At 70.3% G+C, this 24,431-nt stretch carries 23 protein-coding genes; 10 read left to right on the top strand and 13 right to left on the bottom strand.

Annotated elements, in window-relative coordinates; genetic code table 11:
* The first annotated feature begins 30 nt into the window (after positions 1–30).
* Together ASG52_RS24985 and ASG52_RS24980 are read left to right on the top strand one after the other, a co-directional pair.
* Positions 31–1,206 carry a glycosyltransferase gene (locus tag ASG52_RS24985; RefSeq protein ID WP_056249450.1) on the top strand — a complete coding sequence of 392 codons (1,176 nt, stop codon included), beginning with the start codon at positions 31–33 and terminating at the stop codon, positions 1,204–1,206.
* Between the two features lies 1 nt (position 1,207).
* Entirely contained in the window at positions 1,208–2,437 is a 1,230-nt protein-coding gene (locus ASG52_RS24980; RefSeq protein ID WP_056249448.1) for a glycoside hydrolase family 5 protein, read from the top strand.
* Between the two features lie 180 nt (positions 2,438–2,617).
* On the opposite strand, the gene ASG52_RS24975 is transcribed toward ASG52_RS24980, so the two are convergent.
* The 5 genes from ASG52_RS24975 to ASG52_RS28010 all read right to left on the bottom strand — a co-directional run bounded on the left by ASG52_RS24975 (position 2,618) and on the right by ASG52_RS28010 (position 6,851).
* A complete protein-coding gene (locus tag ASG52_RS24975; protein WP_056249942.1) occupies positions 2,618–3,643 on the bottom strand; it encodes a sulfate/molybdate ABC transporter ATP-binding protein in 1,026 nt (341 codons plus the stop codon).
* A 22-nt stretch (positions 3,644–3,665) separates the two neighbouring features.
* On the bottom strand, positions 3,666–4,562 hold the full coding sequence (gene cysW / locus ASG52_RS24970) for a sulfate ABC transporter permease subunit CysW (RefSeq protein ID WP_056249444.1): 897 nt from the start codon (positions 4,560–4,562) through the stop codon (positions 3,666–3,668).
* Entirely contained in the window at positions 4,555–5,409 is an 855-nt protein-coding gene (gene cysT, locus ASG52_RS24965; protein WP_056249441.1) for a sulfate ABC transporter permease subunit CysT, read from the bottom strand. The genes cysW and cysT overlap by 8 nt, the downstream gene beginning before the upstream one ends.
* Positions 5,406–6,443, bottom strand: coding sequence for a sulfate ABC transporter substrate-binding protein (locus tag ASG52_RS24960; protein WP_056249439.1), 1,038 nt, complete (start codon positions 6,441–6,443; stop codon positions 5,406–5,408). Before ASG52_RS24960 ends, cysT begins: the two co-directional genes overlap by 4 nt.
* A gap of 261 nt (positions 6,444–6,704) precedes the next feature.
* On the bottom strand, positions 6,705–6,851 hold the full coding sequence (locus ASG52_RS28010) for a hypothetical protein (RefSeq protein ID WP_200945660.1): 147 nt from the start codon (positions 6,849–6,851) through the stop codon (positions 6,705–6,707).
* Positions 6,852–7,151: 300 nt separating this feature from the next.
* Between ASG52_RS28010 and ASG52_RS24955 the strand changes: the two genes are divergently transcribed.
* Entirely contained in the window at positions 7,152–7,457 is a 306-nt protein-coding gene (locus ASG52_RS24955) for a hypothetical protein (protein ID WP_156384114.1), read from the top strand.
* 229 nt (positions 7,458–7,686) lie between these two features.
* Here the strand turns inward: ASG52_RS24955 and ASG52_RS24950 are convergent, their stop codons facing one another.
* The 4 genes from ASG52_RS24950 to ASG52_RS24935 form a co-directional block, all read right to left on the bottom strand.
* Entirely contained in the window at positions 7,687–7,860 is a 174-nt protein-coding gene (locus ASG52_RS24950; RefSeq protein WP_286159163.1) for a hypothetical protein, read from the bottom strand.
* A gap of 182 nt (positions 7,861–8,042) precedes the next feature.
* Entirely contained in the window at positions 8,043–8,690 is a 648-nt protein-coding gene (locus tag ASG52_RS24945) for a Crp/Fnr family transcriptional regulator (protein WP_056249937.1), read from the bottom strand.
* Between the two features lie 60 nt (positions 8,691–8,750).
* Positions 8,751–10,073: a flavin monoamine oxidase family protein gene (locus ASG52_RS24940; RefSeq protein WP_056249432.1), complete on the bottom strand. Its 1,323-nt coding sequence runs from the start codon at positions 10,071–10,073 to the stop codon at positions 8,751–8,753.
* A 272-nt stretch (positions 10,074–10,345) separates the two neighbouring features.
* Entirely contained in the window at positions 10,346–11,299 is a 954-nt protein-coding gene (locus ASG52_RS24935) for a Kelch repeat-containing protein (protein WP_056249429.1), read from the bottom strand.
* Positions 11,300–11,446: 147 nt separating this feature from the next.
* Here ASG52_RS24935 and ASG52_RS24930 point away from each other — a divergent pair, with 147 nt between their 5' ends.
* From ASG52_RS24930 to ASG52_RS24920, 3 genes are all read left to right on the top strand, one after another.
* Positions 11,447–12,172: a sulfate transporter family protein gene (locus ASG52_RS24930; protein ID WP_056249427.1), complete on the top strand. Its 726-nt coding sequence runs from the start codon at positions 11,447–11,449 to the stop codon at positions 12,170–12,172.
* Positions 12,173–12,541: 369 nt separating this feature from the next.
* A complete protein-coding gene (locus ASG52_RS24925) occupies positions 12,542–14,644 on the top strand; it encodes a GumC family protein (protein ID WP_056249425.1) in 2,103 nt (700 codons plus the stop codon).
* A 10-nt stretch (positions 14,645–14,654) separates the two neighbouring features.
* A complete protein-coding gene (locus ASG52_RS24920) occupies positions 14,655–15,998 on the top strand; it encodes a VpsF family polysaccharide biosynthesis protein (RefSeq protein ID WP_200945659.1) in 1,344 nt (447 codons plus the stop codon).
* Here ASG52_RS24920 and ASG52_RS24915 read toward each other — a convergent pair.
* Entirely contained in the window at positions 15,935–16,543 is a 609-nt protein-coding gene (locus ASG52_RS24915; protein WP_056249422.1) for a YqgE/AlgH family protein, read from the bottom strand. The two genes, ASG52_RS24920 and ASG52_RS24915, sit on opposite strands and share 64 nt — an antisense overlap.
* A gap of 155 nt (positions 16,544–16,698) precedes the next feature.
* On the opposite strand from ASG52_RS24915, the gene ASG52_RS24910 reads away from it, so the two are divergent.
* Entirely contained in the window at positions 16,699–17,181 is a 483-nt protein-coding gene (locus ASG52_RS24910) for a peroxiredoxin (protein ID WP_056249419.1), read from the top strand.
* 39 nt (positions 17,182–17,220) lie between these two features.
* Here ASG52_RS24910 and thrB read toward each other — a convergent pair whose 3' ends face one another.
* Positions 17,221–18,189, bottom strand: coding sequence for a homoserine kinase (gene thrB / locus ASG52_RS24905; RefSeq protein ID WP_056249415.1), 969 nt, complete (start codon positions 18,187–18,189; stop codon positions 17,221–17,223).
* Between the two features lie 86 nt (positions 18,190–18,275).
* On the bottom strand, positions 18,276–19,298 hold the full coding sequence (ispH, locus tag ASG52_RS24900) for a 4-hydroxy-3-methylbut-2-enyl diphosphate reductase (RefSeq protein ID WP_056249414.1): 1,023 nt from the start codon (positions 19,296–19,298) through the stop codon (positions 18,276–18,278).
* 508 nt (positions 19,299–19,806) lie between these two features.
* On the opposite strand from ispH, the gene ASG52_RS24895 reads away from it, so the two are divergent.
* From ASG52_RS24895 to ASG52_RS24885, 3 genes are all read left to right on the top strand, one after another.
* A complete protein-coding gene (locus tag ASG52_RS24895) occupies positions 19,807–21,705 on the top strand; it encodes a monovalent cation:proton antiporter-2 (CPA2) family protein (RefSeq protein ID WP_056249411.1) in 1,899 nt (632 codons plus the stop codon).
* Positions 21,698–23,149 carry an MATE family efflux transporter gene (locus ASG52_RS24890; protein WP_056249407.1) on the top strand — a complete coding sequence of 484 codons (1,452 nt, stop codon included), beginning with the start codon at positions 21,698–21,700 and terminating at the stop codon, positions 23,147–23,149. Before ASG52_RS24895 ends, ASG52_RS24890 begins: the two co-directional genes overlap by 8 nt.
* Positions 23,150–23,299: 150 nt before the next feature.
* Positions 23,300–24,115, top strand: coding sequence for a DUF937 domain-containing protein (locus ASG52_RS24885; RefSeq protein WP_056249404.1), 816 nt, complete (start codon positions 23,300–23,302; stop codon positions 24,113–24,115).
* Between the two features lie 9 nt (positions 24,116–24,124).
* Here ASG52_RS24885 and ASG52_RS24880 read toward each other — a convergent pair whose 3' ends face one another.
* Positions 24,125–24,343, bottom strand: coding sequence for a Flp family type IVb pilin (locus tag ASG52_RS24880; RefSeq protein WP_056249403.1), 219 nt, complete (start codon positions 24,341–24,343; stop codon positions 24,125–24,127).
* Positions 24,344–24,431: the final 88 nt, after the last annotated feature.

Here is a 24,431-nt window from a genome sequence, read left to right as displayed (position 1 = left end):
GAGCAAGGGCCGGGCCCGCGTGCCACGGGCATGGGTCGTCCCGCTGTGGCGATCCTGGGCACCCGCGGCATCCCGGCGGCGCATGGCGGCTTCGAGACCCTGGCCGAGCGGCTGGCGCAGCACCTGGCAAACCGCGGCTGGCGTGTCACGGTCTATTGCCAGCACGAGGTCGCGACCCTGCGGCGGCGCTTCACCACGACGACGTGGCGGGGCATCGAACTCGTCCATGTCGAGGTGGCGCGAAAGGGGGCACTCGCGACGCTGGCCTTCGACTGGCACTGCGCCCGCCACGCCGCCGCGCGCGACGCGCTCTGCCTCGTGCTCGGCTACAATGGCGCCCCGTTCCTGCCGTGGCTTCGGCTGCACGGCAAGACGATCCTCACCAACATGGACGGGATCGAGTGGCGCCGGCCCAAATGGAATCGGTCCGTGCGGGGCTATTTCTGGGTGAGCGAGTGGATCGCCGCCTGGGCTTCGCACCGGCTGATCGCCGACCATCCGGCGATCGCCGACCATCTCGCCACAAGGCGTCCGCGGAGCGCCATCGCGACGATCCCCTACGGCGGCGACGCCGTGACGGAAGCGCCCACCGCCCCGCTCGACGCGCTCGGCTTGAAGCCCCAGAACTATCTGCTGAGCGTGGCGCGGATCGAGCCCGACAACTCGATCCTGCCGATCGTGCGCGCCTTCTCGCGCCGCCGCCGGGGCGCACGCCTCGTCGTGCTCGGCTGCCTCAACGAGGAAAACCCCTATCACCGTGCCGTGCGGGCGGCGGCGGGCGACGAGGTTCTGTTTCCCGGTGGAATCTACGATCCGGCGCAGGTGCGGGCGCTGCGCTTCCACGCCCGCGCCTATCTCCACGGCCACCGGGTCGGGGGCACCAACCCGTCGCTGGTCGAGGCCCTGTGGGCGGGCAACGCGGTGATCGCCCACGACAACGTCTTCAACGCCTGGACCACCGGGCCGGGGCAGTTCCCCTTCCGCGACGAGGCCGCGTTGGAGGCGGCGATCCATCTCGCCCTGACAGAACCGGAGCGACTCGCCCCCGCCCGCGCCGCCGCACGAATGCGGGCGGCGGAGGCGTTCGCGTGGTCCGAGGTGCTAGGCCGCTACGAGACGGAGCTGATCGCGCTCGCCGAGCGGGCGGGAAGTCACCACGCGGCGCCCGCGGCGGTTCGGCCGGACGCCGCACCGCGCCCGCGCTGAGATGCCGACCCGGCGCACACTGCTGGCCGCGGCGCTCGGCGCGGCGATGCCGTCGCGGGCCGACCCGGCCAGGCCCCGTCTGCGGCGGGGCATCAGCCTGTGGCCGTGGTTCTCGCTCACCACGGAATATCCGGCCCCGCGCACCGACTACGCGTGGCCGTCGTTCCAGGACCAGCGCCCGGTGCCGCGGCAGGACGACCTGCAGCGCTTGGCGCAAGCCGGCTTCGATTTCGTGCGGATCCCGGTCGATCCGGGGCCGTTCCTCGCGTTCGAGGGGACGCCGTTTCGCCGTCGACTCCTCGACGAGTTGGAGGATGCGGTCGGACTCTGCCTCGCCGCCGGGCTCGATGCGGTCGTCAACGTCCAGATCAACGAGGCGACGCATCACTGGAATTCACGCCGGCTGATCGCGAGCCGCGAGGCGCCGGACTTTTCCGCCTACCGCGCCCTCGTGGTCGAGATCGCGCGACGTCTCGATCCGGCCCGGACGGCACTGGAGCCGGTCAACGAGCCGCCGCAAGCCTGCGGCTCGGCCGAGTGGGCCGCCCTGCAACGCGACCTCCTGGCGACGGCCCGCGCGGCGGCGCCCGCGCTGACGCTCACCGCCACGGGCGCCTGCGGCAGCATGGTGCCGGGGCTGCAAGCGCTCGACCCCAAACCGCTCGCCGGCCCCGGGCCGCTGACGTACGTCGTTCACTTCTACGAGCCGTACCTGTTCACCCACCAGGGCGCGCCGTGGATGCGGGGCGAGCCGATCTACCGCGCCCTCAACGCCGTGCCCTGGCCGGCGAGCGCCGGCACGCTCGCGGCGACGCTCGGCGCCGTGCGCCGCCGGATGGCGCAGGACACGGAGCGCCCCGCGGCCGAGGCGAAGGCGGCCTATGCCGAGACCGAGACCAAGATGCGGGAATATTTCGACGCTCGCCCCGACCGAAATTTTCTGGAGCACGGACTCTCGGGTGTTCGCGACTGGGCGGCAGCCAACGGCATCGCCCCCCAGAAAATCCTGATCGGCGAGTTCGGGGCTTTGCGCAGCGACGCCCGCTACGTCGCGGCCAACGCCGCCGACCGGGCGCGCTACATCCGGGACCTGCGCGAGACCATCGAAAGCGACAGTTTCGGCTGGGCCTACTGGAATTTCTTCGACGGCTTCGGCCTCGTCACCGACGACGCGACGCGGGCGTTCGATCCGGCCATCGTCGCGGCGCTCGGGCTGCGGATGCCGCGCTGAGCCACGCTCCCGGCGCCTCCCACCCACACCATCATCCTGAGGTGGCGACGCGAAGCGGCGCCCTCGAAGGAGGGCGCCAGGGATCGCGCGGCTGGCTGGAGCCCTCCTTCGAGGCTGCTTCTGCTTCGCAGCACCTCAGGATGAGGGGGTTGGATGGGATGAGAGGGCCGGGCGCTCCCCTTACGGAAACACCCACCCGCCGACGATCCGAAGCCCCACCTCGCGCCCCTGCGCGAGACGCGCCGTGTCGGAAGCCTCGACCACGACGGTTTTGGCGCCCTCGCGATCCACCTCGATCCGCTGGCGTCCTTGCGTGCGATAGGACGAGCGCACGGTGCCGTGGAGATGGGCGGTGTCCGCGTCGGCGAACTGGAGTTGCCAGGGCCGGGCGTAGAGCTTGACCGGGCCGGACACGCCCTGCGGCGCCGTCAGCGGGGTGACGCGGCCCGAGACCAGCACCTGCCCGTTCTGGGCGATGGCCTCGACCTCGATCGTGTCGCCCAGAAACTTCAGCACGGTCGGGGAGACCGGGTTCTCCTGCACCTCGTCCGGCGTGCCGACCTGCTCCAGCCGGCCGCGATCCAGCACCGCCACGCGGTCGGAGAGTTCGAGCGCCTCGTCCTGATCGTGGGTGACGAAGATCGTGGTCTGGCCGGTGCGGTCGTGAATCTCGCGCAGCCAGCGGCGCAGGTCTTTTCGCACTTGGGCGTCGAGAGCGCCGAACGGTTCGTCCAAGAGGAGCACGCGGGGCTCCACCGCGAGCGCGCGGGCGAGCGCGATGCGCTGGCGCTGGCCGCCGGAGAGCTGGCTCGGATAGCGGTCGGCGAAGCCCGAGAGCTTGATCAGGTCGAGCAAATTGCCGACCCGGCGCTTGATCTCGGCCTTCTCCGGACGCTCCGAGCGCTTCCGGGCGTTCAAGCCATAGGCGATGTTCTCCGCCACCGTCATGTGCTTGAACAGGGCGTAATGCTGGAACACGAAGCCGACCGCGCGCTGCTGCACCGGCACCCGCGTGGCGTCGTCGCGCCCGAAGATGATCCGGCCGCGGTCGGGGAAGTCGAGCCCGGCGATGATCCGCAGCAGCGTCGTCTTGCCGGAGCCGGAGGGCCCGAGCAGCGCCAGGAGCTCGCCCGCCCGCACATCGAGATTGAAATCGTGCAGGACGGCGGCCGTCTCGAACGTCTTCGACAGGTCCTCGATGCGGATCGCGGTCGCCTGACCCGCGCGGTCAGTGACGGCGTGTCCCCGCCGCGATGTCGTCGGCGTAGCGCCATTCGAGGAAGGATTTGATGGCGAGGGTGACAAGAGCGAGGCCGGCAAGGAGGGAGGCGACGGCGAAAGCGGCAACGAAGTTGTACTCATTGTAGAGGATCTCCACGTGCAGCGGCAGCGTGTTGGTGAGGCCCCGGATGTGGCCGGAGACCACCGAGACCGCGCCGAACTCGCCCATCGCCCGGGCATTGCAGAGCAGGACCGCGTAGAGCAGGCCCCAGCGGATGTTGGGGAGCGTCACCGTCCGGAAGGCGTGCCAGCCGGATGCGCCGAGCGTCAGCGCGGCTTCCTCCTCCGCGGTTCCCTGCTCCTGCATCAGCGGGATCAGCTGGCGGGCCACGAAGGGGAAGGTGACGAACACGGTGGCGAGCACGATGCCCGGCACCGCGAAGATGATCTGGATGTCGTGCTCGACGAGATAGGGCCCGAACAGGCCGCGCGAGCCGAACACCAGCACGTAGATCAGGCCCGAGACCACCGGCGAGACCGAGAACGGCAGGTCGATCAGCGTCACGAGCAGATTCTTGCCGCGGAACTCGAACTTGGCGATGGCCCAGGCCGCCGCCACGCCGAAGACGAGGTTGAACGGCACGGCGATGGCCGCGACGGTCAGCGTGAGCACGATCGCTGAGCGCGCGTCGGCTTCCGTGAAGGCGGCGAGATACGCGCCCCAGCCCTTGGCGAGCGCCTGCGCGAACACCGTGATCAGCGGCAGCACGAGGAACAGGGCCAGGAAGGTCAGGGCGACGGCGATCAGGAGCCAGCGGACGTAACGCCGCTCGGTCACCACGCTTTGGGGCGGGCGGATGGTGTCGTCCCGCGTGTCGGGAAAGGGGGCGACGGCCTCAGACATAGCCGAATCTCCGCCGGCTCCAGGCCTGGACCAGGTTGATGGCGAGCAGCGTCAGGAACGAGATGCCGAGCATGATCACCGCGATGGCGCTGGCGCCCTCGTAGTCGAACTCGGAGAGCTTGATGACGATGAGCAGCGGGGCGATCTCGGAGACGTAGGGCAGGTTGCCGGCGATGAAGATGATCGAGCCGTACTCGCCCACACCCCGGGCGAAGGCGAGCGCGAAGCCCGTCAGCACCGCAGGGATCAGCGGGGGCAGCACCACCTTGGTCAGCGTCGCGATCCGCGAGGCGCCGAGGATAGCGGAGGCCTCCTCCACCTCCTTGTCGATCTCGGCGATCAGCGGCTGCACGGTGCGCACGGCGAAGGGCAGGCCGATGAACACCATGGCGATGAAAATGCCGACCGGGGTGTAGGCCGCCTCGATGCCAATTTTGGCGAGCTGCGATCCCACCGGCCCATTGGGGGCGTAGAGCGAGGCCAGCGCGATGCCGGCGACCGCGGTCGGCAGGGCGAACGGCAGGTCCACCACCGCGTCGGCGAGCTTGCGGCCGGGGAAGTCGTAGCGGGTCAACACCCAGGCGACGATGCCGCCGAAGATCGAGGCGGTGAGTGCGGCGAGCAGCGACACGCCGAAGCTGACGCGCAAGGCGCTCGCCACCCGCGGATCGGTGGCGACCGCCCAGATGCCCGCCGGCCCGAGCCCGGCGGCCTTGGCCACCAGTGTCGCGAGCGGCAGCAGCACGATCACGCCGAGGCAGGTGAGCGTGTAGCCGAGCGTGAGCCCGAAGCCGGGGATCACGCTCTTCTGGCGGAAGCGCCGTTTTGGGCGGGGAGCGTCGCTCATCGCTTGCTCAGCTGATCGAACAGGCCGCCATTGTCGAAGTTCAGCTTCTGGATGTCGTCCCAGGAGCCCTGGACGTCCTCGATCTTGAACAGCTTAATGTCCGGCAGCAGGGCGAGATCCTCGGGCTTCGCCGCCTCGCGCTTGATCGGGCGGTAGCGGTGCTTGGCGAAGATCGCCTGCGCCTTGTCGCCGTAGAGGAACTGGAGATAGGCCTCGGCCTGCTTGCGGGTGCCCTTCTTGTCGACGTTGGCGTCGACGAGCGCGACCGGAGGCTCGGCGTAGATCGAGGTCGGCGGCACGACGATGTCGAACTTGTCCTTGCCGAACTCCTCCAGCACGAGGAACGCCTCGTTCTCCCAGGTGGGCAGCACGTCGCCCAAGCCCCGCTGGGCGAAGGTCACGGTCGAGCCGCGGGCGCCGGTGTCGAGCACGGGCACGTTCTTGTAGAAGCTGCCGACGAAGGCGTTGGCCTTTTCCTTGTCCTTGCCCTCCCTCTCGTAGGCATAGCCCCAGGCGGCAAGGAAGTTCCAGCGCCCGCCCGCCGACGTCTTCGGGTTCGGGGTGATGACCTTCACGTCGGGCTTGGCGAGGTCCGACCAGTCCTTGACCGCCTTCGGGTTGCCCTTGCGGACGAGGAACACCACCGTCGAGGTGTAGGGCAGGCCCTCGTTCGGAAGCTTGGTGCGCCAGTCGGCGGGAATCTTCTTCGAGATCTTGGAGATCGCGTCGATGTCGGACGGGATGCCGAGCGTCACCACGTCGGCCGGGATGCCGTCGATCACCGTGCGGGCCTGCGCGCCCGAGCCGCCATGGGCCGCGCGGATCGTGATGGTCTCACCGGTCTTGGCCTTCCATTCCTCGGCGAAGACCGCGTTAATCTCGCGGTAGAGTTCGCGCGTCGGATCGTAGGAGACGTTGAGGATTTCGGTCTGCGCCCCGGCCGCACCCACGGTGCCGAGCGCCAGGGCGAGGCCGAGGAGCGCGGCCCTTCCGAGCGGGGCGCGGCCGGGTCGGGTCGGGTTGCCTGAAGTCACGTCGTCTCGCCTCCGTGGGGCGGGCCCGCAGGCCCACTCGTCATCGAAGGAAGTGTTCGTTTTAACGAACGTTGTCAAGCTGACGCAGGGCGTCCACCGAACCCATCGACAGGCGCGATAGAGGTCATCCCACCGCGTCGTCAAGGGCGTACCGAGCCCCTTCGAAACGATCTTCTCCCGCATGCCGACTTAGTGGAAGAACCATCTTCTCCGACAGCGTTCTCTAGAAAGAACGTTCGCCCGCCTTGCGCCGGGCGCCGCTCAGGCCGTCGCCCACTCGATGGCCAGCCACACGCCGCGGGCGACGATGAACCACCACGTCATCGTGAGCGCCAGCGCGCCGACGAGGCCGAAGGTGGCGAAGCGGCGGTGGAGGAGGCGCCGGAGCGCGCCGGTGTCGGGCTGCATGGTCGGTCCTGTGGCAGGCGAGGCGTCGGTTCCGGATCGGGGCGTGCGTGCCGTCCCGATCCGCCAGCCGTCCCGATCCGGGACATCGCGGCCCGGCGGAAGGCGGTTTCACTTAACCATCGCAACCCCCGAACCAGCCCGGCACGGGGCCTCGGCGCGCCCGTTTGCGCAGGGAAATCGGCGCTTCCTCCGCAGGTCGTGCCCTGCGGGAGCGCGGCGGGGCTCCGGTCTTGCAGTGAGGCGGGCAACGGCCCGCCGCGCGCGGGCCCCGTCCCGGCTCTTCCGCGAAGGTTTTTCCGCGTGCCTGCATCCGCCCGTTCTCACGACACCGCGCATCCGGCGCCCGTGCTCGGCCTGTTCTCGGACGGCTTTTCCGCGCGGCGGGGTTCGTTTCCTCGCGCCCTGCCGTTCACCCATGCCTGCGACCCGAGCCACCGCTACGCCTTCTCGGTGGCGGACGACTGGTACGGCCGCTGGAACGTCCTGCCCTGGCGCCCCCCGGCCGCGGCGGTCCCCGGCGAGGATATTTGGGTCGTCGTCCCCACGACGGACCGGTCGCGGCGAAACGACCGGCTTCCCCCGGCCCCACGGCTGCTCTTAAGCTGAAGGCATGGAAGAGAACCCACTCCGCGAGTCGCGCGCGGCCCTGATCCTGATGGCGGTCGCCGTGTTCGCCGTGCTGGCCTTCGGCGCCGTGACGCTGATCGTGCAGGCGGGGTGAGGCGGGTTTTTCGTACGCCGCCGCGTGATCCAATCGCCCTCCCCGTCATTACGAGGCGGAGCCGAAGCAATGACGGCGTGAGGCGGAACGCGATGCAACCGTCCAGAGGGTCCCTCAACTCGACAATTGCCGCAACTGCTTGTCGAACGCTTCTAGCGCGCGGGCCTGCTCCGGGTCGGGCTGCGGTCCGCTGAGATAGGCGAGCGTCACCCGGGCGATGCGCAACGCGGTGGCGAGGTCGCGCCCCTCGCGTCGGGCCTGCTCGATCACGGTGGCGACGTCCGCCATGACCTGAGCCTTTGCCTCGTATCCCCTCATGTGTTTGGCCGCTTGTGCGCTCCGGGCGGCCAAGGCCGCGCTTGAACTCGTATCACTCCCGCGGGCGTCCGCGAAACACGTCCACGCGACATGCGCCGATTTCCCCCGGTGCATGCAGTCTCACCTTCAAACGCGGCGGGAGCGAGACCGCCTCACAGCACGTCGGTGCCGGCATTCTCGGGCCGCAGGAACTTGACGGCGCATTGCAGGGGCTCGGCGGCGCCCTGGAACAGACGCTCGCTCGTCAGCTTGAGGAAGTAGAAGCCGAATTCCGGGTTCTGGTAGTAGAGCTGCTTGACCTCGGAATAGCTCAGGCACAGCGCCGAGCCCGCCTCGACGCAGGCGAGCGAGCCGGTGCGGCGGTTGCCCGGCGACAGCATGCCGAGTTCGCCGACGATGGCACCGGGCTTCACGTCGAGCCCGTGCTCGGCGATGCGGAAGCGCCCGCTCTCGATCAGGTACATCTCGGTGGCCGGGTCGCCCTGGAGAAAGAGAACCTCGCCGGCCCGGAAGCGGCGGGAGGTGCCGAAGGGCTTGAGCCAGTCGAGCAACAGGTCGCCGGAGGCCGCCCGCTCGGTGTCGCGCACGAGGCGGATCATCTGGTAGAGCCGCCACGCGTTGAACGGGATTGGGATCATCGCGGTCAGCACCACCGGCGCGCTGCCGATCAAGAAACCGTAGGTGAGGACGGCGCAGCTCGCGCCGAGCGCCACGATGCGCAGCGGGATCATCGTGCTCATCGCGGTCGAGGCGATGGTGAGTCCCGTGCCGAGATAGCCGATCGCCTCGATCCAGTTCATCGCCGCCCCCGTCGTCGAGGCGGCGGTTCGCATCGTTCGTGCCCGGATGGCAAGCCGGCGTCAGGCGCTGGCGCGCAGGCTCCGTGCCGACAGGCACTCGGCCAGCGTATCGGCCGCGCGCGTGCCCTCCTCGAAGGCGCCCCCGGCGGTGCCCCATTGCAGGCGGGAATTGGCCTCGCCCGCGAACCAGATCCGCTCGGCCACCGGCGCGCCCAGGGTCTGTCGCGCCCCGGCATGGCCCGGCGGCACCACCGCCCAGGAGCCGCGCGCGAACGGATCGCGGCGCCATCCGGTCACCGCCGGCATGGCGAGGTCGCGCAAGGCGCGGTGGCCGAAATGCTCGGCCAGGACCGTGCGGGCGAGGCGGCGCTCGGCGTCCGGCCCGGCCCGCAGAGCGTCGGCGCTCTCGGCGAAGGCGGCGTCGAGTTCGAAATAGTGGAAACTCGTGCCGTCGATCCGGGTCAGCATCCCCGGCGGCTCGTGGTGGCCGCCGACGATGCTGGCGAGCCGATCGCGGCCCCGGAACGGCGCGGACGGCCAGTGCAGCACGACATGCTCGTAGGTGCCCGACAGAAACCCGTCGATCGCCTCGCGCGTGCGGGCCGGCAGCGGCGGCGTGAAGCGGACGCTGCGCTGAAGCACCGGGATCGGCACGGTGACGATGACGGCCCGCACGGCGAGCGTCCCGCCGTCTTCCATGCGGATTTTCACCCCCGGCCCGGTGGTGTCGATGGCGGCGACCGGCGCCGACAGGCGGATCGGCAGATCGAGCGCAAGGCGGGCGATGTAGGCACCGTAACCGCCGGACACGAAGAAGTTGTCGCCGTATTCGAGGCTCGGCCAGTCGTGCAGCGACACTTCCTGAAGCGGCCGGCCCGAAACGAGGGCATGGACGAGGCTGATGCGCTCGCGCCACGGTCCGAGGCTCGGCGGCACCGCGCTCGAAGCCGGTGCGTCTTCCCGCAGCCCGGCGGCGAGCGTCATCGCCCGGTCGGCGATGTCGAAGGCGCGGCCGAAGGCGGCCTGCTCGGCCGGGCGTCCGCGGCGGCGTCCGACCCAGAGATGCCCGTCCTGCGCCGCACGCCGCAGCGGCTCGCCGCGGGCGCGGCCGAGCGCCACCAGCGGGTTGACCGGCCCGGCATGGAGCCAGTGGGCGCCGAGGTCGATCGGATGCCCGCGCATCGCCGCGGTGAAGGCGCGGCCCCCGACGCGGTCGCGCGCCTCCAGCACCGTCACCGACAACCCGCGCGCCCTCAGCCGCCGCGCCGCCGCGATCCCCGCCGCGCCCGCGCCGATCACCGCCACGTCGGGAGCGGTGGGCAGGGGGGCGAAGCGGGACGGGACGGTGGGGCGGAAGCGGGTGTGTTCGGGAGACGGGGGCATTTTCTTTGTCGTGGCAACGGAAGGGCACCCGTGATGTCGGACGCATCGCCCTCCGCGGCAAGCGCGCCAGAAAAACCCTCCCCCCTCTGCGGGGGAGGGTGGCCACGGAGCGGACGGGAGAGGGGAACGACGCTTCCGCTTGGCCGCACTCGACCAGCTCTCTCCGGCACCGTCGCTCCCCTCACCCGACCCTCGCTGACGCGAGGCCCACCCTCTCCCGCGGAGGGGAGAGGGGGATGCAGCGGCGACGCCTGCGACAGAACTATGAAAAATTACCGCCCCGGCGCTGCCGCCTTCGGATCGAGCACCTCCACGGTCCCCGACTTGTCGCCCCCCGGCCGCGGGCTTCCCGTCAAAGTGTAGATGCGGCCGCCATAGGTCACGGCGCCGAAGCCGTGGCGGGCGGTAGGCAGGCGGGCCAGCGCGCGCCAGAGGTTGGCCGGCAGATCGAACGCCTCGACCTCGTCGTAGGTCTTCACCTTGGACTCGCCGCCGATCACGAACACCTCGCGGCCGAGCACCGCCGAGGCGACGCCGCTGCGGGCGGTCGGCAGGGGGGCGGCCTCGCTCCAGCGGTCGGTCGCCGGATCGTAGACCTGATTGGCCGTGAGGTTTTTGGACGAATCCCCGTCGATGCGCCCGCCGGTGGCGACGATGCGGCCCTCCACCGTCTGCACCGCGAGGTGATCGCGCGGCGTCGGCAGCGGCGCCGCGCTCGCCCAGGAATCGGTCGCCGGATCGTAGATCTCGTGGGTCGTGACGTTGCCCCGGCCCGAGCCGCTGCCGCCGACGACGTGGATTCTTCCGCCGATCGGCGTCGCCCCGCCCGCGGCGCGCGGGGTCGGCAATCGGGCGCGCGGCTCCCAGGCATCCGCCTTCGGGTCGTAGGCCCAGACCTTCGGGCTCGCCTCCCAGCCGTTCACGTAGCCGCCGAACACGTAGATCTTGCCGCCCCGTTCGGCCGCCATGGTGTGGTGGACCGGGTAGGGGAACGGCGCGCCCTTGCTCCAGCGGTCGGCGGCGAGGTCGTAGATCAGCAGTTCGGTCGCGCCATTGTAGTCGCCGACGACGTAGGCCTTGCCGTCGAGCGCCGCGACCGCGACCTCGGAGCGCTCGGCGGGCGCCGAACTCGCGCCGGCCCAGGCGCCGACCTCATGGGCGGCGGCGGGAGGCGCGGCGCAGAGGAGCCCGAGCAGGATCAGGCGGGGAAAGGGGCGTTGAGGCATGACCGGTCTCCGGCGTCTATTCGGCGTCAACGCGGCAATCGGACGAGAGGGCCCGAGACGCGCCGGGACTTGCGCTCACAACCCGTTGCGGCGAGAACCCCGGCGGGGCGAATTCGAAGAGATTGTCGAGAAGACGGGATCGGGGCAATGCTCATCAAGGCCGCCGCCGCGGCTCTGCGCCAGGTGTTGTCCCCGGCGCTGCGCGGCATCCTGCTCAAGTCCCTGGCGCTGACGATCGGCCTCCTGATCGCGGTGTGGTTCGGACTCACCCGCCTGATCCAGGCGTTCCAGGCAAGCCACCACATCTCGGCGGACTACCCCTTCCTCGACACGATCGCCTATTTCCTGGCTGGGGCCGGGCTGTTCGTGGCGCTCGCCTACGTCATGCCCGCGGTCTCGATCCTGGTGGCGGGCTTCTTCCTCGACGACGTGGCCGAGATCGTCGAGCGCACCGATTTCCCCGCCGAGCCGCAGGGCCGCGCGCTGCCCTTCGGCGCGGCGATGTGGTCGGCGGCGCGCTTCGCCGGGCTCGCCCTGCTCGTGAACCTCGTGGCGCTGATCCTCGTCTTCGTGCCGGGGGTGAACCTCATCGCGTTCTTCGGCGCCAACGCCTACCTCTTGGGCCGCGAGTATTTCGAACTCGCCGCCGGCCGTTTCCGGCCGTTGGCGGACGCGCGGGCCATGCGCGAGCATTTCGGTTTCAGGGTGATCCTCGCCGGTTGCCTGCTCGCCGGGATGATGGTGATCCCGATCGTCAACCTCCTCACCCCGCTGTTCGGCGTCGCGCTGATGGTTCACCTGCACAAGGGCCTGGAGCGCAAGGCGATGCTGTCGGGCCCCGGCGCGAACGCCCGGCTGTCGCACCGGGGTTGAACGTGCCCAGTGGTCCCGTGGCAAAGCCACGCCGTATGTCCGGGCGCGAAGAGCGCCCCGCGCAGCGGCCCCGGCGCCAGCCGAGGCATCGAGAGCATCGTCCTCGATATAGGATCCAGGACGATGCTCTATGTTTTTGTGCCGCATCGTCTTTTTCCGAAAGCTGGAAACCACCTTTCGGGACGATGCTCTAAGCCCGCGGAGGTGGGCGCCGGGGCTTGAGGCCAAGCAAGAAAACGGAGTCCCGCTCCGGGACGTTGCTTAACAATTTCGATACGGAATCGCCGCGCACGCCGATTGCAGTTCTCCGCCCGCGCCGTCCCCTCGACGGCGATCGATGCGGAATCTGTCCCGAGGCGGTCACCGGCGATGTTGCAGATCGAGAGCAGGGAGGCGACCGGCCGGGCCCTGGTGCTGGCGCCGCCCATCGCGGGCGAGATCGACCGCACCGCCGAGATCGGCGACCTCTGGCGCATCCTGTGGCGGCGCCGGGCCACCATCGTCTGGACCACGCTCGCCCTCGTCGCGGCCACGCTCGCTTACTGCGTCCTGACGCCTCCGCTCTACACCGCGACCGCCCAGCTCCTGATCGATCCGCGCGACCGGCAGGTTTTGACGAACGACATCAACCCGACCATGGTGGCCCCCGACGGTGGCGTCACCCAGGTCGAGAGTCAGGCTCGCGTGCTCGAATCGGCCGGCGTGCTGACCCGCGCGGCGGCGGCGACCGGCCTCGACGCCGACCCCGAATTCACCGGCAAGGGCGAGTTCGGCACGCTCGTCTCCGACCTGCGCGACTGGATCGGCTGGCCGGAGCCGGCGGATTCGCTCACCGACCGCGAGGACCGGCTGCTGCGCAACATGCGCAAGCGCCTCGCGGTGAAGCGCGCCGACAAGGTGTTCGTGATCGACATCGTGTTCACGGCCAAATCCGCCGAGAAGGCCTCCCGCACCGCCAACGCCATCGCGGCGGCCTATCTCGCCGATCAGAGCGACGCGCGTACCGAAGCCTCGAAGCGGGCCTCCGGCTCGCTGACCGACCGCCTCGCCGAGCAGCGCGAGCGGGTGCGCCAAGCCGAGGAGCGGGCCGAGGCCTACCGCTCGAAGAAGGACCTCGTGCGCTCGAACGGGCGCCTCGTCACCGAGCAGCAGCTCGGCGAGATCAACGTGAGCCTCAGCGCCGCCCAGGCCAAGACCGCCGAGCTGAAGGCCCGCCTCGACCAGATCGAGCAGGCCCGCCGCACCGGCGCGCCGGAGGCGATCAACGAAGCGATCCAGTCCAACACTATCGGGAAGCTCCGGGCGCAATACGCCGAACTGGTCGAGCGGCAGGCGGATCTCCGCACGCAGCTCGGCGCCCGCCATCCCTCCATCGTGGCAGTGAGCGCGCAGATGCAGGACGTGCGCGCGCTAATCGTGTCCGAACTCGGCCGCATCGCCCAGTCGGCGCGCGCCGATTACGAGCGGGCGGCGGCAAGCGAGCGCGCCCTGTCGAAGAACCTCGACCGCCTGCGGGGCGAGAGCACGGCGACGAACCAGGCGGCGGTGAAGCTGCGCGAGCTGGAGCGCGAGGTCGAGGCGAGCCGCAGCGTCTACACCTCGTTCCTCACCCGCGCCCGCGAGATCGAGGAGCGGGCCAACATCGACGCCACCAACGCCCGCGTGGTCACGCAGGCGATCCCGCCGCAAGAGAAGAGCTGGCCGATGCCGGCCCTGTTCGCGCTGGCCGCCGCCGCGGCCGGAATGGGCCTCGGCACCGGGCTCGCCCTGGTGCGCGAATACGCCAACCCGGTGCTGCTCTCCCGCAGCCAGTTTCAGGGGCTGACGGGCGCGCCGGTCATCGGCACCGTGCCGGACGGGCCGCGCCGCCGCGGCGGACACGCCCGCAAGGCGGCGCAGGTTGCACGCGAGGCCGCGGGCGCGCTCGCTTTGACGCGATTGCTCGGCATCCGCGGCGGCACGCTCGGGACCGCGACCAGCGTCTTCGTCACCTCGGCCGGCTCGGACGGCACCGAGCGGCGCCGCGTCTCGCAGCTCCTGGCTTCACTGGGTGAAGCGCGCGGCCTCCAAGTCCTGATGATCGAGGCCGACCTGCTCGGCCCGGAGGCGACGCCGGGCCTGCTCGACGTGCTGCGCGGCGACGAGCCGCTCGCCACGGTGATGCGGCGCGAGCCGTCGAGCGGCGTGCGCTTCCTCGGCGTCGGCCGGCCCAAGCGCGCGCCGAGCGAGCGCGGCCGCGAGGCCCGCGAGCGCTTCCTCACGGAGATCGGCCGCCGCTTCGACCTCGTCATCGTCGATGGCGGCGCCATCACCGAGAACCCGCAGGCCGCGAGCCTGATGCCGCTCGCCGACGGCGTCCTCCTCGTCGCCCGCCTCGGCACCACGCCGCAGCGCGACGTCGCCGATCTGGTGGAGGCGGCGGGCCTGGCCGGGCACCCGGTCAGCGCGGGCCTCATCGTGACGCGGGCATGAGGCGGCTCAGGTGACCGCCGGCCCGCAGCTCCCGTCCTCGGCCTGGGCCATCCCGGTCCGCCGCACCCACACCCCCAAAGCCCCCTCCGCCGCCCCGGCGATCCTGCTGCTGCTCGTCCTCTTTCTCCTGTCCGGCGGCGTGCTGTGGCATCTCGGCGTCAACTACGACGGCATGACCGGGGGGGCCGCGGCCAAGATCCATCCGGCGTCCTACCTCGCGCCGCTCTGCCTCGTCTGGGTCATGCTCGCGTCCGGCGATCCGGTCGGGTTCGTCGTCCGCACCGCCCGCGACGCGCCCGCGAGCCTTCTGCTGCTCGTGACCGGCACGGCGCTCCTCGTGCAGATTGCGCTCCGCTCCGGCACCGGGCTCGCCGGCTCGATCGACACCTTCGTCGGCCCGGCCCTCGTCATGATGCTGCTGGTCCGGATCGATCCTGCCCGTCTCGGCCCCCTGGAGACCGCCCTGCACGGCATGATGCTGGCCAATGCCGGGCTCGGCCTCGCCGAGTTCGCGACCGGCACCCGCCTCTTCCCCTACCGCCTCGACGGCGAGGTTTTTGCCACCGACCCCCGCTCCACCGCCCTGCAGGGTCATCCCCTCGTCAACGCGCTGGTCACCGCGACCTACATCCTCGCCCTGATCGCGGGCGGTGGCCGGCTGCGGCCGTGGCAGCGCCTCGCGATGCTGGCTTTGCAGATGGGGGCGCTCGTCACCTTCGGCGGGCGCTCGGCCATCGTCGCCGTGGTGGGGCTCGGCGGTCTCTACGGGCTCGTCGCGACCCTGCGGGTGCTGCGCACCGGCCGGGTGCCCCTGCTCGGGGCCGCCGCCGGGCTGTCGCTCCTGACCATGGCGCCGCTCGCCGTGGTGGCGCTCGCGTTCGGTGGGTTCTTCGATACCCTGGCCGAGCGCTTCGTCTCCGACGGCGGCAGCGCCAACGCCCGGATCGAGATGCTGGCGCTCCTCGACCGCATCCCCCTGCACGAACTGATGCTCGGCCCCGATACCAGCTTCGTCGAGACCCTGCGGCGGATGCACGGGCTCGAATGGGGCATCGAGAACCCGATCGTCCGGATGGTGCTCTACCAGGGCGTGGTCATGACCGCGTTGCTGACGCTGGCCGTGACCCTGTTCATCGCCGAGATCGTGCGCCGCTGCCGGCCCGGCACGTTCCTGCCGGTGCTGGGCTTCGCGCTGCTGCTCAACACGTCGGAGAGCATCGCCAGCAAGACGACGGTGCTGGCGAAGTTCGCGATCCTGATGCTGGTGCTCTACCGGCCGCTGCCGCCGCGCTACGCCCGCCCGGCCTCGGCCGAGAGCATCAGCGGGTCGATCCCCAAGCCTCTCAGCGCCTGATCGTACTTGGTGCCCAAGCCCGCCCCGAAGATCAGCTCCGGGTCGGCCGGGCAATTCAGCCAGCCATTCGCCAGCATCTCGTTCTCGAGCTGGCCCGCCTGCCAGCCGGCATAGCCCAGCGCCAGCACCGCGTTCGACGGCCCCTTGCCGTCGGCGATGGCGCGCAGAATCTCCACGGTCGCGGTCAGGCACACGCCCTCGTCGATCTGCAGCGTCGACTGGTCGATGTGGAAGTCGGCGGTGTGGAGCACGAAGCCGCGCTTGGCATCGACCGGGCCACCCATCAGCACCGGCATGTGGCCGACCTGCTCGCGCAGGCGGATCGCGTCGGATTCGCTGGCGATGTCGAGCTGGATCAGCAGGTCCGGCATGCTGAGGTCGGCCACCGGCTTGTTGACGATGATGCCCATCGCCCCATCGGCCGAGTGGGCGCAGAGGTAGATCACCGAGCGCGCGAACCGCTCGTCGCCGATGCCGGGCATGGCGACCAGGAACTGGCCGCCGAGATAGGCCGGATCTTTGAGGGGTGAGGCGGGGCTCTGCATGGACCCATGCTAATCCGCCTTGGAGCGTTGATCCATAAGCCAAACGCGCGCGCGGGCGTGCCTCGACAGGGGCCGGCCCCGCGTCTAACGCTGGCCGGGCACAAGTGGACTATCCCACCGATAATCCTGGCGGACAGGATGCGAGGAGAGCACGGATGACGATTCAGGTCGGCGATCACCTGCCCCAGGTCACCTTCCGGGTGAGCGGCCCCGACGGCCCGCAAGCCAAGACCACCGACGACCTGTTCAAGGGCCGCCGCGTCGTGCTGATCGGCGTGCCCGGCGCCTTCACCCCCGCCTGCCACCGCAACCACCTGCCGGGCTACGTCACGAACCGCGAGGCGATCCTGGCCCGCGGCATCGACGCCATCGCGGTGACTTCGGTCAACGACGTGTTCGTGCTCAACGCATGGCAGCAGCAGAGCGGCGCCGAGGGCATCGAGTTCCTGGCCGACGGCAACGCCGAGTTCGCCAAGGCCACCGGCCTGGAGATGGACGGCACCGGCTTCGGCCTCGGCATCCGCTCGCAGCGCTACGCCATGCTGGTGGACGACGGCGTGGTGCGGGTGCTCAACGTCGAGGACACGCCGTCCAAGGCGGAGATTTCCGGCGCGGAAGCGCTGCTGAAGGTGATCTGATCCGCGACGGACACCCCCTCCCCCCTCTGCGGGGGAGGGTTATTTCGGAGACCACCCGTAATCGCGCGCGTCCTTAGCCGCGCGATGGAACGCCAGCCGCCGGTCGTATTCCAGCGGGTTCTTGGGCTGCACCAGCGCACCCGGCGGCACGTTGAGCCAATCGACCAGCCGGGTCAGCATGAACCGCATCGCCGCGCCGCGCGCCAGGATCGGCAGCGCCTCGATTTCCGCCGGCTCCAGCCGCCGCACCGCGTCGTAGCCCGTGATCATCGCGCCGGCCTTGTCGCGGTGAAAAATGCCGTCGGCGTCGAAGCACCATGCGTTGAGGCTGATGGCGAGGTCGTAGGCGAAGGCGTCGGTGCAGGCGAAGTAGAAGTCGATCAGCCCCGACAGTTCGTCGCCGATGAAGAACACGTTGTCGGTGAAGAGGTCGGCGTGGATCACGCCCGTCGGCAACCCGACCGGCCAGGAGGCTTCCAGAACGTCGAGGTCGGCCCGCGTGCGCGCGGCGAGGCCCGGCGCCACCGTGTCGGCCTGCCCTTCCGCCTGGACGAAGAGCGGGCGCCACGCCCCGACGGACAGGTTGTTCTCGCGCCGCATGGGAAAATCGCGGCCGGCCGCATGCAGCCCGGCGAGCGCGGCACCGAGCGCCCGGCAATGCTCGGCGTTGGGGCGGCTCAGCGAGACGCCCTCCAGAAAGGTCACGATGGCCGCGGGGCGGCCGCACAGGCGCCCCAGCGCCGTGCCGGCGCGGTTGCGCACCGGCTGCGGGCAGGCGAGGCCGGCGCGGGCGAGGTGCCCCATCAGGTTGATGAAGAACGGCAATTCGGCTTCGTTCACCCGCTTCTCGTAGAGGGTGAGGATGAAGTTGCCGGCTTCCGTGTGCAGGAAGAAGTTCGAGTTCTCGACGCCCTCGGCGATGCCCTTGCACGAGAGCAGGGCGCCGATCTCGTACTCAGCGAGGAAGGCGCGCAGCGCCTCGTCGGAAACGTCGGTGTAGACCGCCACGGATCGCTTGCCCGTTCACGCAAAGGAAAGGGGCGCCGTGAGCGCCCCTCGTGTCGTCACCGGATAGCCGGCGTGGTCGAAAAAAACTACTCGGCCGCCTCGCTGCGCAGCTCGCGCGGCAGCGGGAAGGACATGTCCTCGATCGTCACCGAGACCTGATCCACCGTCACGTCGAAGCGCGCGGCGAAGGCGTCGATGATCTCCTCCACCAGCACCTCGGGGGCCGAGGCGCCGGCCGTCAGGCCAAGGCGGCGGATGTCCTTGAAAGCGTCCCAGTCGATCTCTTCCGCCCGCAGGACGAGGCGGGTGATCGGGCAGCCGGCACGCTCGGCGACCTCGCGCAGGCGCTGCGAGTTCGAGGAGTTGGAGGAGCCGACGACGATCAGGGCATCGACCCGCGGCGCGACTTCCTTGACCGCTTCCTGGCGGTTGGTGGTCGCATAGCAGATGTCGTCCTTGTGGGGGCCGTGGATCGCCGGGAACTTGGCCTTCAGCGCCTCGACGATGTGCTTGGTGTCGTCGATCGACAGCGTGGTCTGCGTCACCCAGGCCAGCGCCTGCTCGGCCGGGGGATTGAGCACCTCGATCTGGTCGATGTCCTCGACCAGCGTGATCGAGCCCTTGGGCAGCTGGCCCATGGTGCCGACGACCTCCGGATGGCCGGAATGGCCGACGAGCAGCACGTGGCGCCCGCGCTTGTGGTGAATCTCGGCCTCGCGGTGGACCTTGGTCACCAGCGGGCAGGTGGCGTCGATGGTGGTCAGCCCGCGGGTGACGGCGTTCTGCGGCACGGTCTTGGCGACGCCGTGGGCGGAGAAGATGACCGGGGCGCCGCTGTCGGGCACCTCGTCCAGCTCGCGCACGAACACCGCGCCCTTCCGCTTCAGCGTCTCGACCACGTACTTGTTGTGGACGATCTCGTGGCGGACGTAGACCGGCGCGCCGTAGATCGCCAGCGCGCGCTCGACCACGTCGATGGCCCGCACCACGCCGGCGCAGAAGCCGCGCGGCGCGCAGAGCAGGATTTCCAGCGGCGGCTTGTCCCCCGTCACGGCCGGATGCGGGACCCTGTTCGGGTCGGCGGTCAGGTTGATGGTATCGGCGCTCATGATCCGGCGATGTGGAGAGGGGTGGCCGGGTCTGTCAACAGCGGCCAGCCCGAAAGCCGCGACAGGGTCGAGATGCCTGTCCATTGCGCAACACATAGCACGTTTGGCGCGAAACGTGACCCCCATGCGGTCGGCACCCGCATGCGCGTAGGGGAAATGCTGGGACACGGTGACTGCGGTGTAGTGATTTTCGCCTTTTCGACCCCAACCGCCTTCACCCCGGGACCGCTCAGCGGAACCCGGCCCCAAAGGCGCGCGCCGGAAGCGTGCAATCCACCCGTGATGCGCGGTGCCAGGACAGCGTCGCGGCCAGTCGTGGATTCCGGGTTCGCTTAGCGCCCCGGAATGACGGCGGTGATGGGAGGATTGCCGATCACTTCATTCGCCTGATGGGCCCAAAGCGAGGGCGTCGTGTGACGAACGACACGCGAATCGGCCTCGCCGCCTCGGGTCTTGCGGGATAAGGGGAAGCTTCTTCCTCAATCCCGCGAAGCAACTCAAGGCTTCCATGGCGAGCGCCGCGACCCACGCCAGCTTCCTGCCGCCGGTGCTGACCTTCCTGTCGGCGGCGGTGATCGGCGTGCCGATCGTGCGGCTGCTCGGGCAGAGCGCCGTGCTGGGCTATCTCGTGGCCGGCGTCGTCATCGGCCCGGCCGGGCTCTCGCTCATCGCCGAACCCGAGACCGCGGCGAGCGTCGCCGAGATCGGCGTGGTGCTGCTGCTGTTCATCGTCGGGCTGGAGCTGGAAATCTCCCGCCTCGTCTCGATGCGCCGCGATATCTTTGGATTGGGCACGGCGCAGTTGGCGCTGTGCTCGCTGGCTCTCGCGGGGGCCGGCCTCGCCTTCGGTCTGACGCCCGCCGCCGCGACCGTGGTCGGCATCGCGCTGGCGCTCTCGGCGACGGCGGTGGCGCTGCAACTCCTTGAGGAACGCGGCGATCTCGGCAGCGCCTACGGGGGCCGCTCCTTCGCGGTGCTGCTGCTGCAGGACATCTCCGTCGTTGCGATCCTGGCGCTGCTGCCGCTGCTCGCCTCCGCCGGCGCCACGCCGAAGGACGGCTGGCTCGACGAGGGCCTGCGTTCGACCGCGCGCGCCGCCGCCGCGGTCGCCGGCGTGGTGATCGTCGGGCGCTACGGCCTCAACCCGTTCTTCCGCCTGCTCGCCGCCGCCGGTGGGCGCGAGGTGATGACGGCGGCCGCGCTGCTGGTCGTGCTCGGCACCGCCATGGTGATGGAGAAGGCGGGGCTCTCCATGGCGATGGGGGCGTTCCTGGCCGGCGTGATGCTCGCCGAATCGAACTTCCGGCATCAGCTGGAGGCCGACATCGAGCCGTTCCGCGGCATGCTGCTCGGCCTGTTCTTCATGAGCGTTGGCATGTCGATCGACGGCGGCTTGCTGGCCAACCACTGGGCCGCGCTGATCGGGGCGACGCTCGCCGCCATCGCCGTGAAAGTGGTACTCGTGGCCGGGCTTTTTCGCCTGTTCGGCTCGCCCTGGTTGGACGCCGTGCGCGGCGCCGCGGTGCTGGCGCCGGCCGGCGAGTTCGCCTTCGTGATCCTGCCCGCGGCCGCTGACTTGCGCATCCTCGAAGGGAATGTGCCCCGCTTCTGCGTGGCGCTGGCCGCGCTGACCATGCTGGTCGGGCCGATCATCGCCAAGGGCCTGGACATGCTCTTCGCCCGCCGCGCCAGTGAGGCGCAGCCGCCCTCGGATGTCGGGGACGTGGCGGAGTCCGGCGACACCCGCGTCCTCGTCGTCGGTTTCGGCCGCTTCGGGCAGATCCTGGCGCAGGTGCTGCTGGCCGAGGGCATCAGCATCACCGTGATCGACAAGGATGTCGGCCAGATCCGCGCGGCGACGAGCTTCGGCTTCCGCATCTATTACGGCGACGGCACCCGGCTCGACGTGCTGCGCGCCTCGGGGCTGGCCAAGGCCGACCTGATCTGCATCTGCATCGACGACGCGGGGGCCGCGACCAAGATCGTCGACATCGTCCACGAGGAATTCGCCAACGTCCGCACCTATGTGCGCGCCTACGACCGCACGCACGCGATCGCGCTGATGAACCGCGACGTGGATTTCCAGCTCCGCGAGACGGTCGAATCCGCCCTCGGCTTCGGCCGGGCGACGCTGGAGGGCCTTGGGCTCTCGGCCGAGGCCGCCGCACGAAGGGTCGAGGACGTGCGCAAGCGCGATGTCGCCCGCCTCGTGCTGCAACAGTCCGGCGCCATGCCGGACGGCTCGGGCTGGCTGCGCAGCACTCCGGAGGTGCGCCCCGAGCCGCTCACCGCGCCGACGCGGCCCTCGCGGGCGCTCTCGGCGGAGACCCGCGGCCTGATCGAGACGCAGCGCCACGAGGCCGCCACCCGCGTGCTGGAGCCCGAGGATTCCGAGCGGGATGCCTGAGGCCAAAGCGACGGCAAAAGCGACGGATAGCGGCGCGCGCTTCGTCACCGGCTCGATCCTGCGCCACGTCGTGGTGATGAGCGGCACCGGCTCGGTCGGGCTGATGGCGATCTTCGCCGTCGATCTGCTGTCGCTGTTCTACGTCTCCAAACTCGGCGATCCGGCGCTGACGGCGGCGGTCGGCTTCGCCTCCATCGTCCAGTTCTTCGCCATCGCGATCAATATCGGCCTGATGATCGCCGCCGGTGCCCTGGTCTCGCGGGCGGTCGGGCGCGGCGACATGGCGGGCGCCCGGCGGATCGCGACCTCGGTCAACGTCCACGTCTTCGTGGTCTCCGGCCTGCTCGTCCTGGCGCTGCTGGCGGTGCTCGACCCGCTGCTGCGCTCGATCGGGGCGGAAGGGCACACCCTGGAGGTCGCCAAGCGCTACCTTTGGATCAGCCTGCCTTCGAACCTGCTGCTCGGCCCCGGCATGCTGGCGACCGGCCTGCTGCGCGCGGTTGGGGCGGCGCGCGACGCGATGTCGGTGACCTTGGGCGGCGCCATCGTCACCGTCTTCCTCGATCCGGCGCTGATCTTCGGGCTCGGCCTCGGCGTGGACGGCGCCGCCATCGCGGTCTGCGTGGCGCGGCTCACCTTCGTGGTGATCGGCACGCGGGCGCTTCAACACCACCGCCTGCTGGAACGGCCGCGCCTGCCCGCCATCCTCGGCGACCTGCCGGAGGTGACCCGCATCGCGCTGCCCGCGGTGCTGACCAACCTCGCGCCCTCGGTCGCGAGCGCCTTCATCGCCCACGCCCTGTCGGGCTTCGGTCCGGAGGCCATAGCCGGCAACGTGGTGATCGATCGCCTCGCCCCGGTCGCCTTCTGCGGGCTGTTCGCGATGTCGGGCTCGATCGGGCCGATCCTTGGCCAGAACTGGGGCGCGGGCCGGTTCGACCGGATGCGCGGGGTGCTCACGCAGGGTGCGCTGGTGACCGCCCTCTACATCGTCCTCGTCTGGCTGGTGCTGGCGCTCGCCCGTGGGCCGCTGGCGGGCGCCTTCGAGCTGACGGGGGTCGCCGCCGACCTGTTCGGCTTCTTCTGCCTCGTCGCCGGACCGGTCTGGTTCTTCAACGGGCTGCTGTTCCTGGCCAACGCCTCGTTCAACAATCTCGGCTTCCCCTTCGTCTCGACCCTGCTGAACTGGGGCCGGGCGACGCTGGGCACCATGCCGCCCGCATGGTTGGGGGCGGCCTATTACGGACCCAAGGGCGTGATCGCCGGCACGGGGCTCGGCTCGGTCGCGTTCGGGCTCGTCGCCCTGGTGCTGGCCTTCCGCACGGTCGGCGCGCTGGAGCGCGGCAACCGGCCCGAGCCCGATCCCGATCCGGAGGTGCAGGAGGCCGCCCGCCACGACACGGGAGCCCCGGCCCCGGCGCCGTCGAGCGGAATGCCGGTGTAACCGGCTGGATTCGGCCGTCGAACGATGCTTTCCCCCTCGAAATCGCTCCGAAATCCGGCCCGCGGCTGGTCAGGGGCGGTCCGATGCGACACACTTCTCCGGAACGCCGTCCTGAGGGGCCGCATCCGAGGCGGCGTGAGGCGCCCTGTCATGTTCACGATGTTCGACATCCTCCAGAGCCAGGGCGACGCCAACCTCAAGGCGTTCGGGCAGCAATTCGGCCTGTCGCCGGACCAGACCCGTCGGGCCATGGAAGCCCTGATGCCGGCCCTCGGCCTCGGCCTCCAGAACCAGGCGACCGACCCGATGGGCATCAGTCGGATGTTCGGCTTCGGGATGCCGGGTGCCACGCCGAAATCCGCCGCCCCCGACATGATGGGAGGGATGTTCGGCTCGCCGATGCTGGCACAGGCGGTGATCCAGCAGGCGGCGTCCGCGAGCGGCGTCGGCAGTCAGGCTTTGCGCCAGATGCTGCCGATCATGGCCGGCATGGTGGTGGCCGGCATCGTTCACCTGATGCTCAACCCGCCGACCGCCCCGGCGGCGCAGCCCGCCCCCGCGGCCCCGAACTTCGGCAACCTCTGGGCCGACTGGATGAACGGACTGAGCGCCGCGGCCTCGGCCCAGACCGCCCCCCCGGCCAAGACCGCCCCGCCCTCCCGGCCGCAATTGCGCCGGGAGCCTCCGCCGAGCGCGCCTCCGCAGCCGGACGCCGCCAAGGCGTCGATGGAGGTGATCTCGCAGATGCTCCAGACCGGCGCCGAGGTTCAGGAGCAGAACGTCAAGGCGATGCGCGAGGTGTTCGACGCGTTCTGGAGCCAGAAGGACGCGTCCGCCGAACCGGGCAAGGCCCCGCCGGAGCCGGCGCAGGCCGCCAAGCCGCCCGCGCCGGAGGCCACCCCGAAGCCGACGGCGGCGCCGGGCGCGGCCCCGTCCGCGCGGCGCAAGCCCGGCACGCGGGGCTGACGCGGGCGCCTACTGAGCCAGCGTGTAGTACTGGATGATCGAATCGAACATGCCCTTCATCGCGTTGCCGAAAAGGAGCATGCAGGTGATCACCGCACCGGCCATGATCGCGGTGAGCAGCGAATACTCGATCATCGTCGCGCCGTCGGCGTCGCGGGCGAACCGGGTCGCGGCGATGCGCAGCCGGGCGGCGAGGGGCGCCATGCGCTCGGTCGAAATCAGTCGCACGGCGGATCGTCCCGGAATCGTGTCGGTCGTTTCGTACGCTAGCGGCTGCGAGTTGAGACGAGCTTAAACCGAATACCGAAGATTCCGG

The sequence above is a fragment of the Methylobacterium sp. Leaf456 genome (genome assembly GCF_001425465.1).
Taxonomy (GTDB): Bacteria; Pseudomonadota; Alphaproteobacteria; order Rhizobiales; family Beijerinckiaceae; genus Methylobacterium.
Note: the sequence above shows the minus strand (reverse complement) of the source record. Positions and strands in the feature narration are given on the sequence as shown.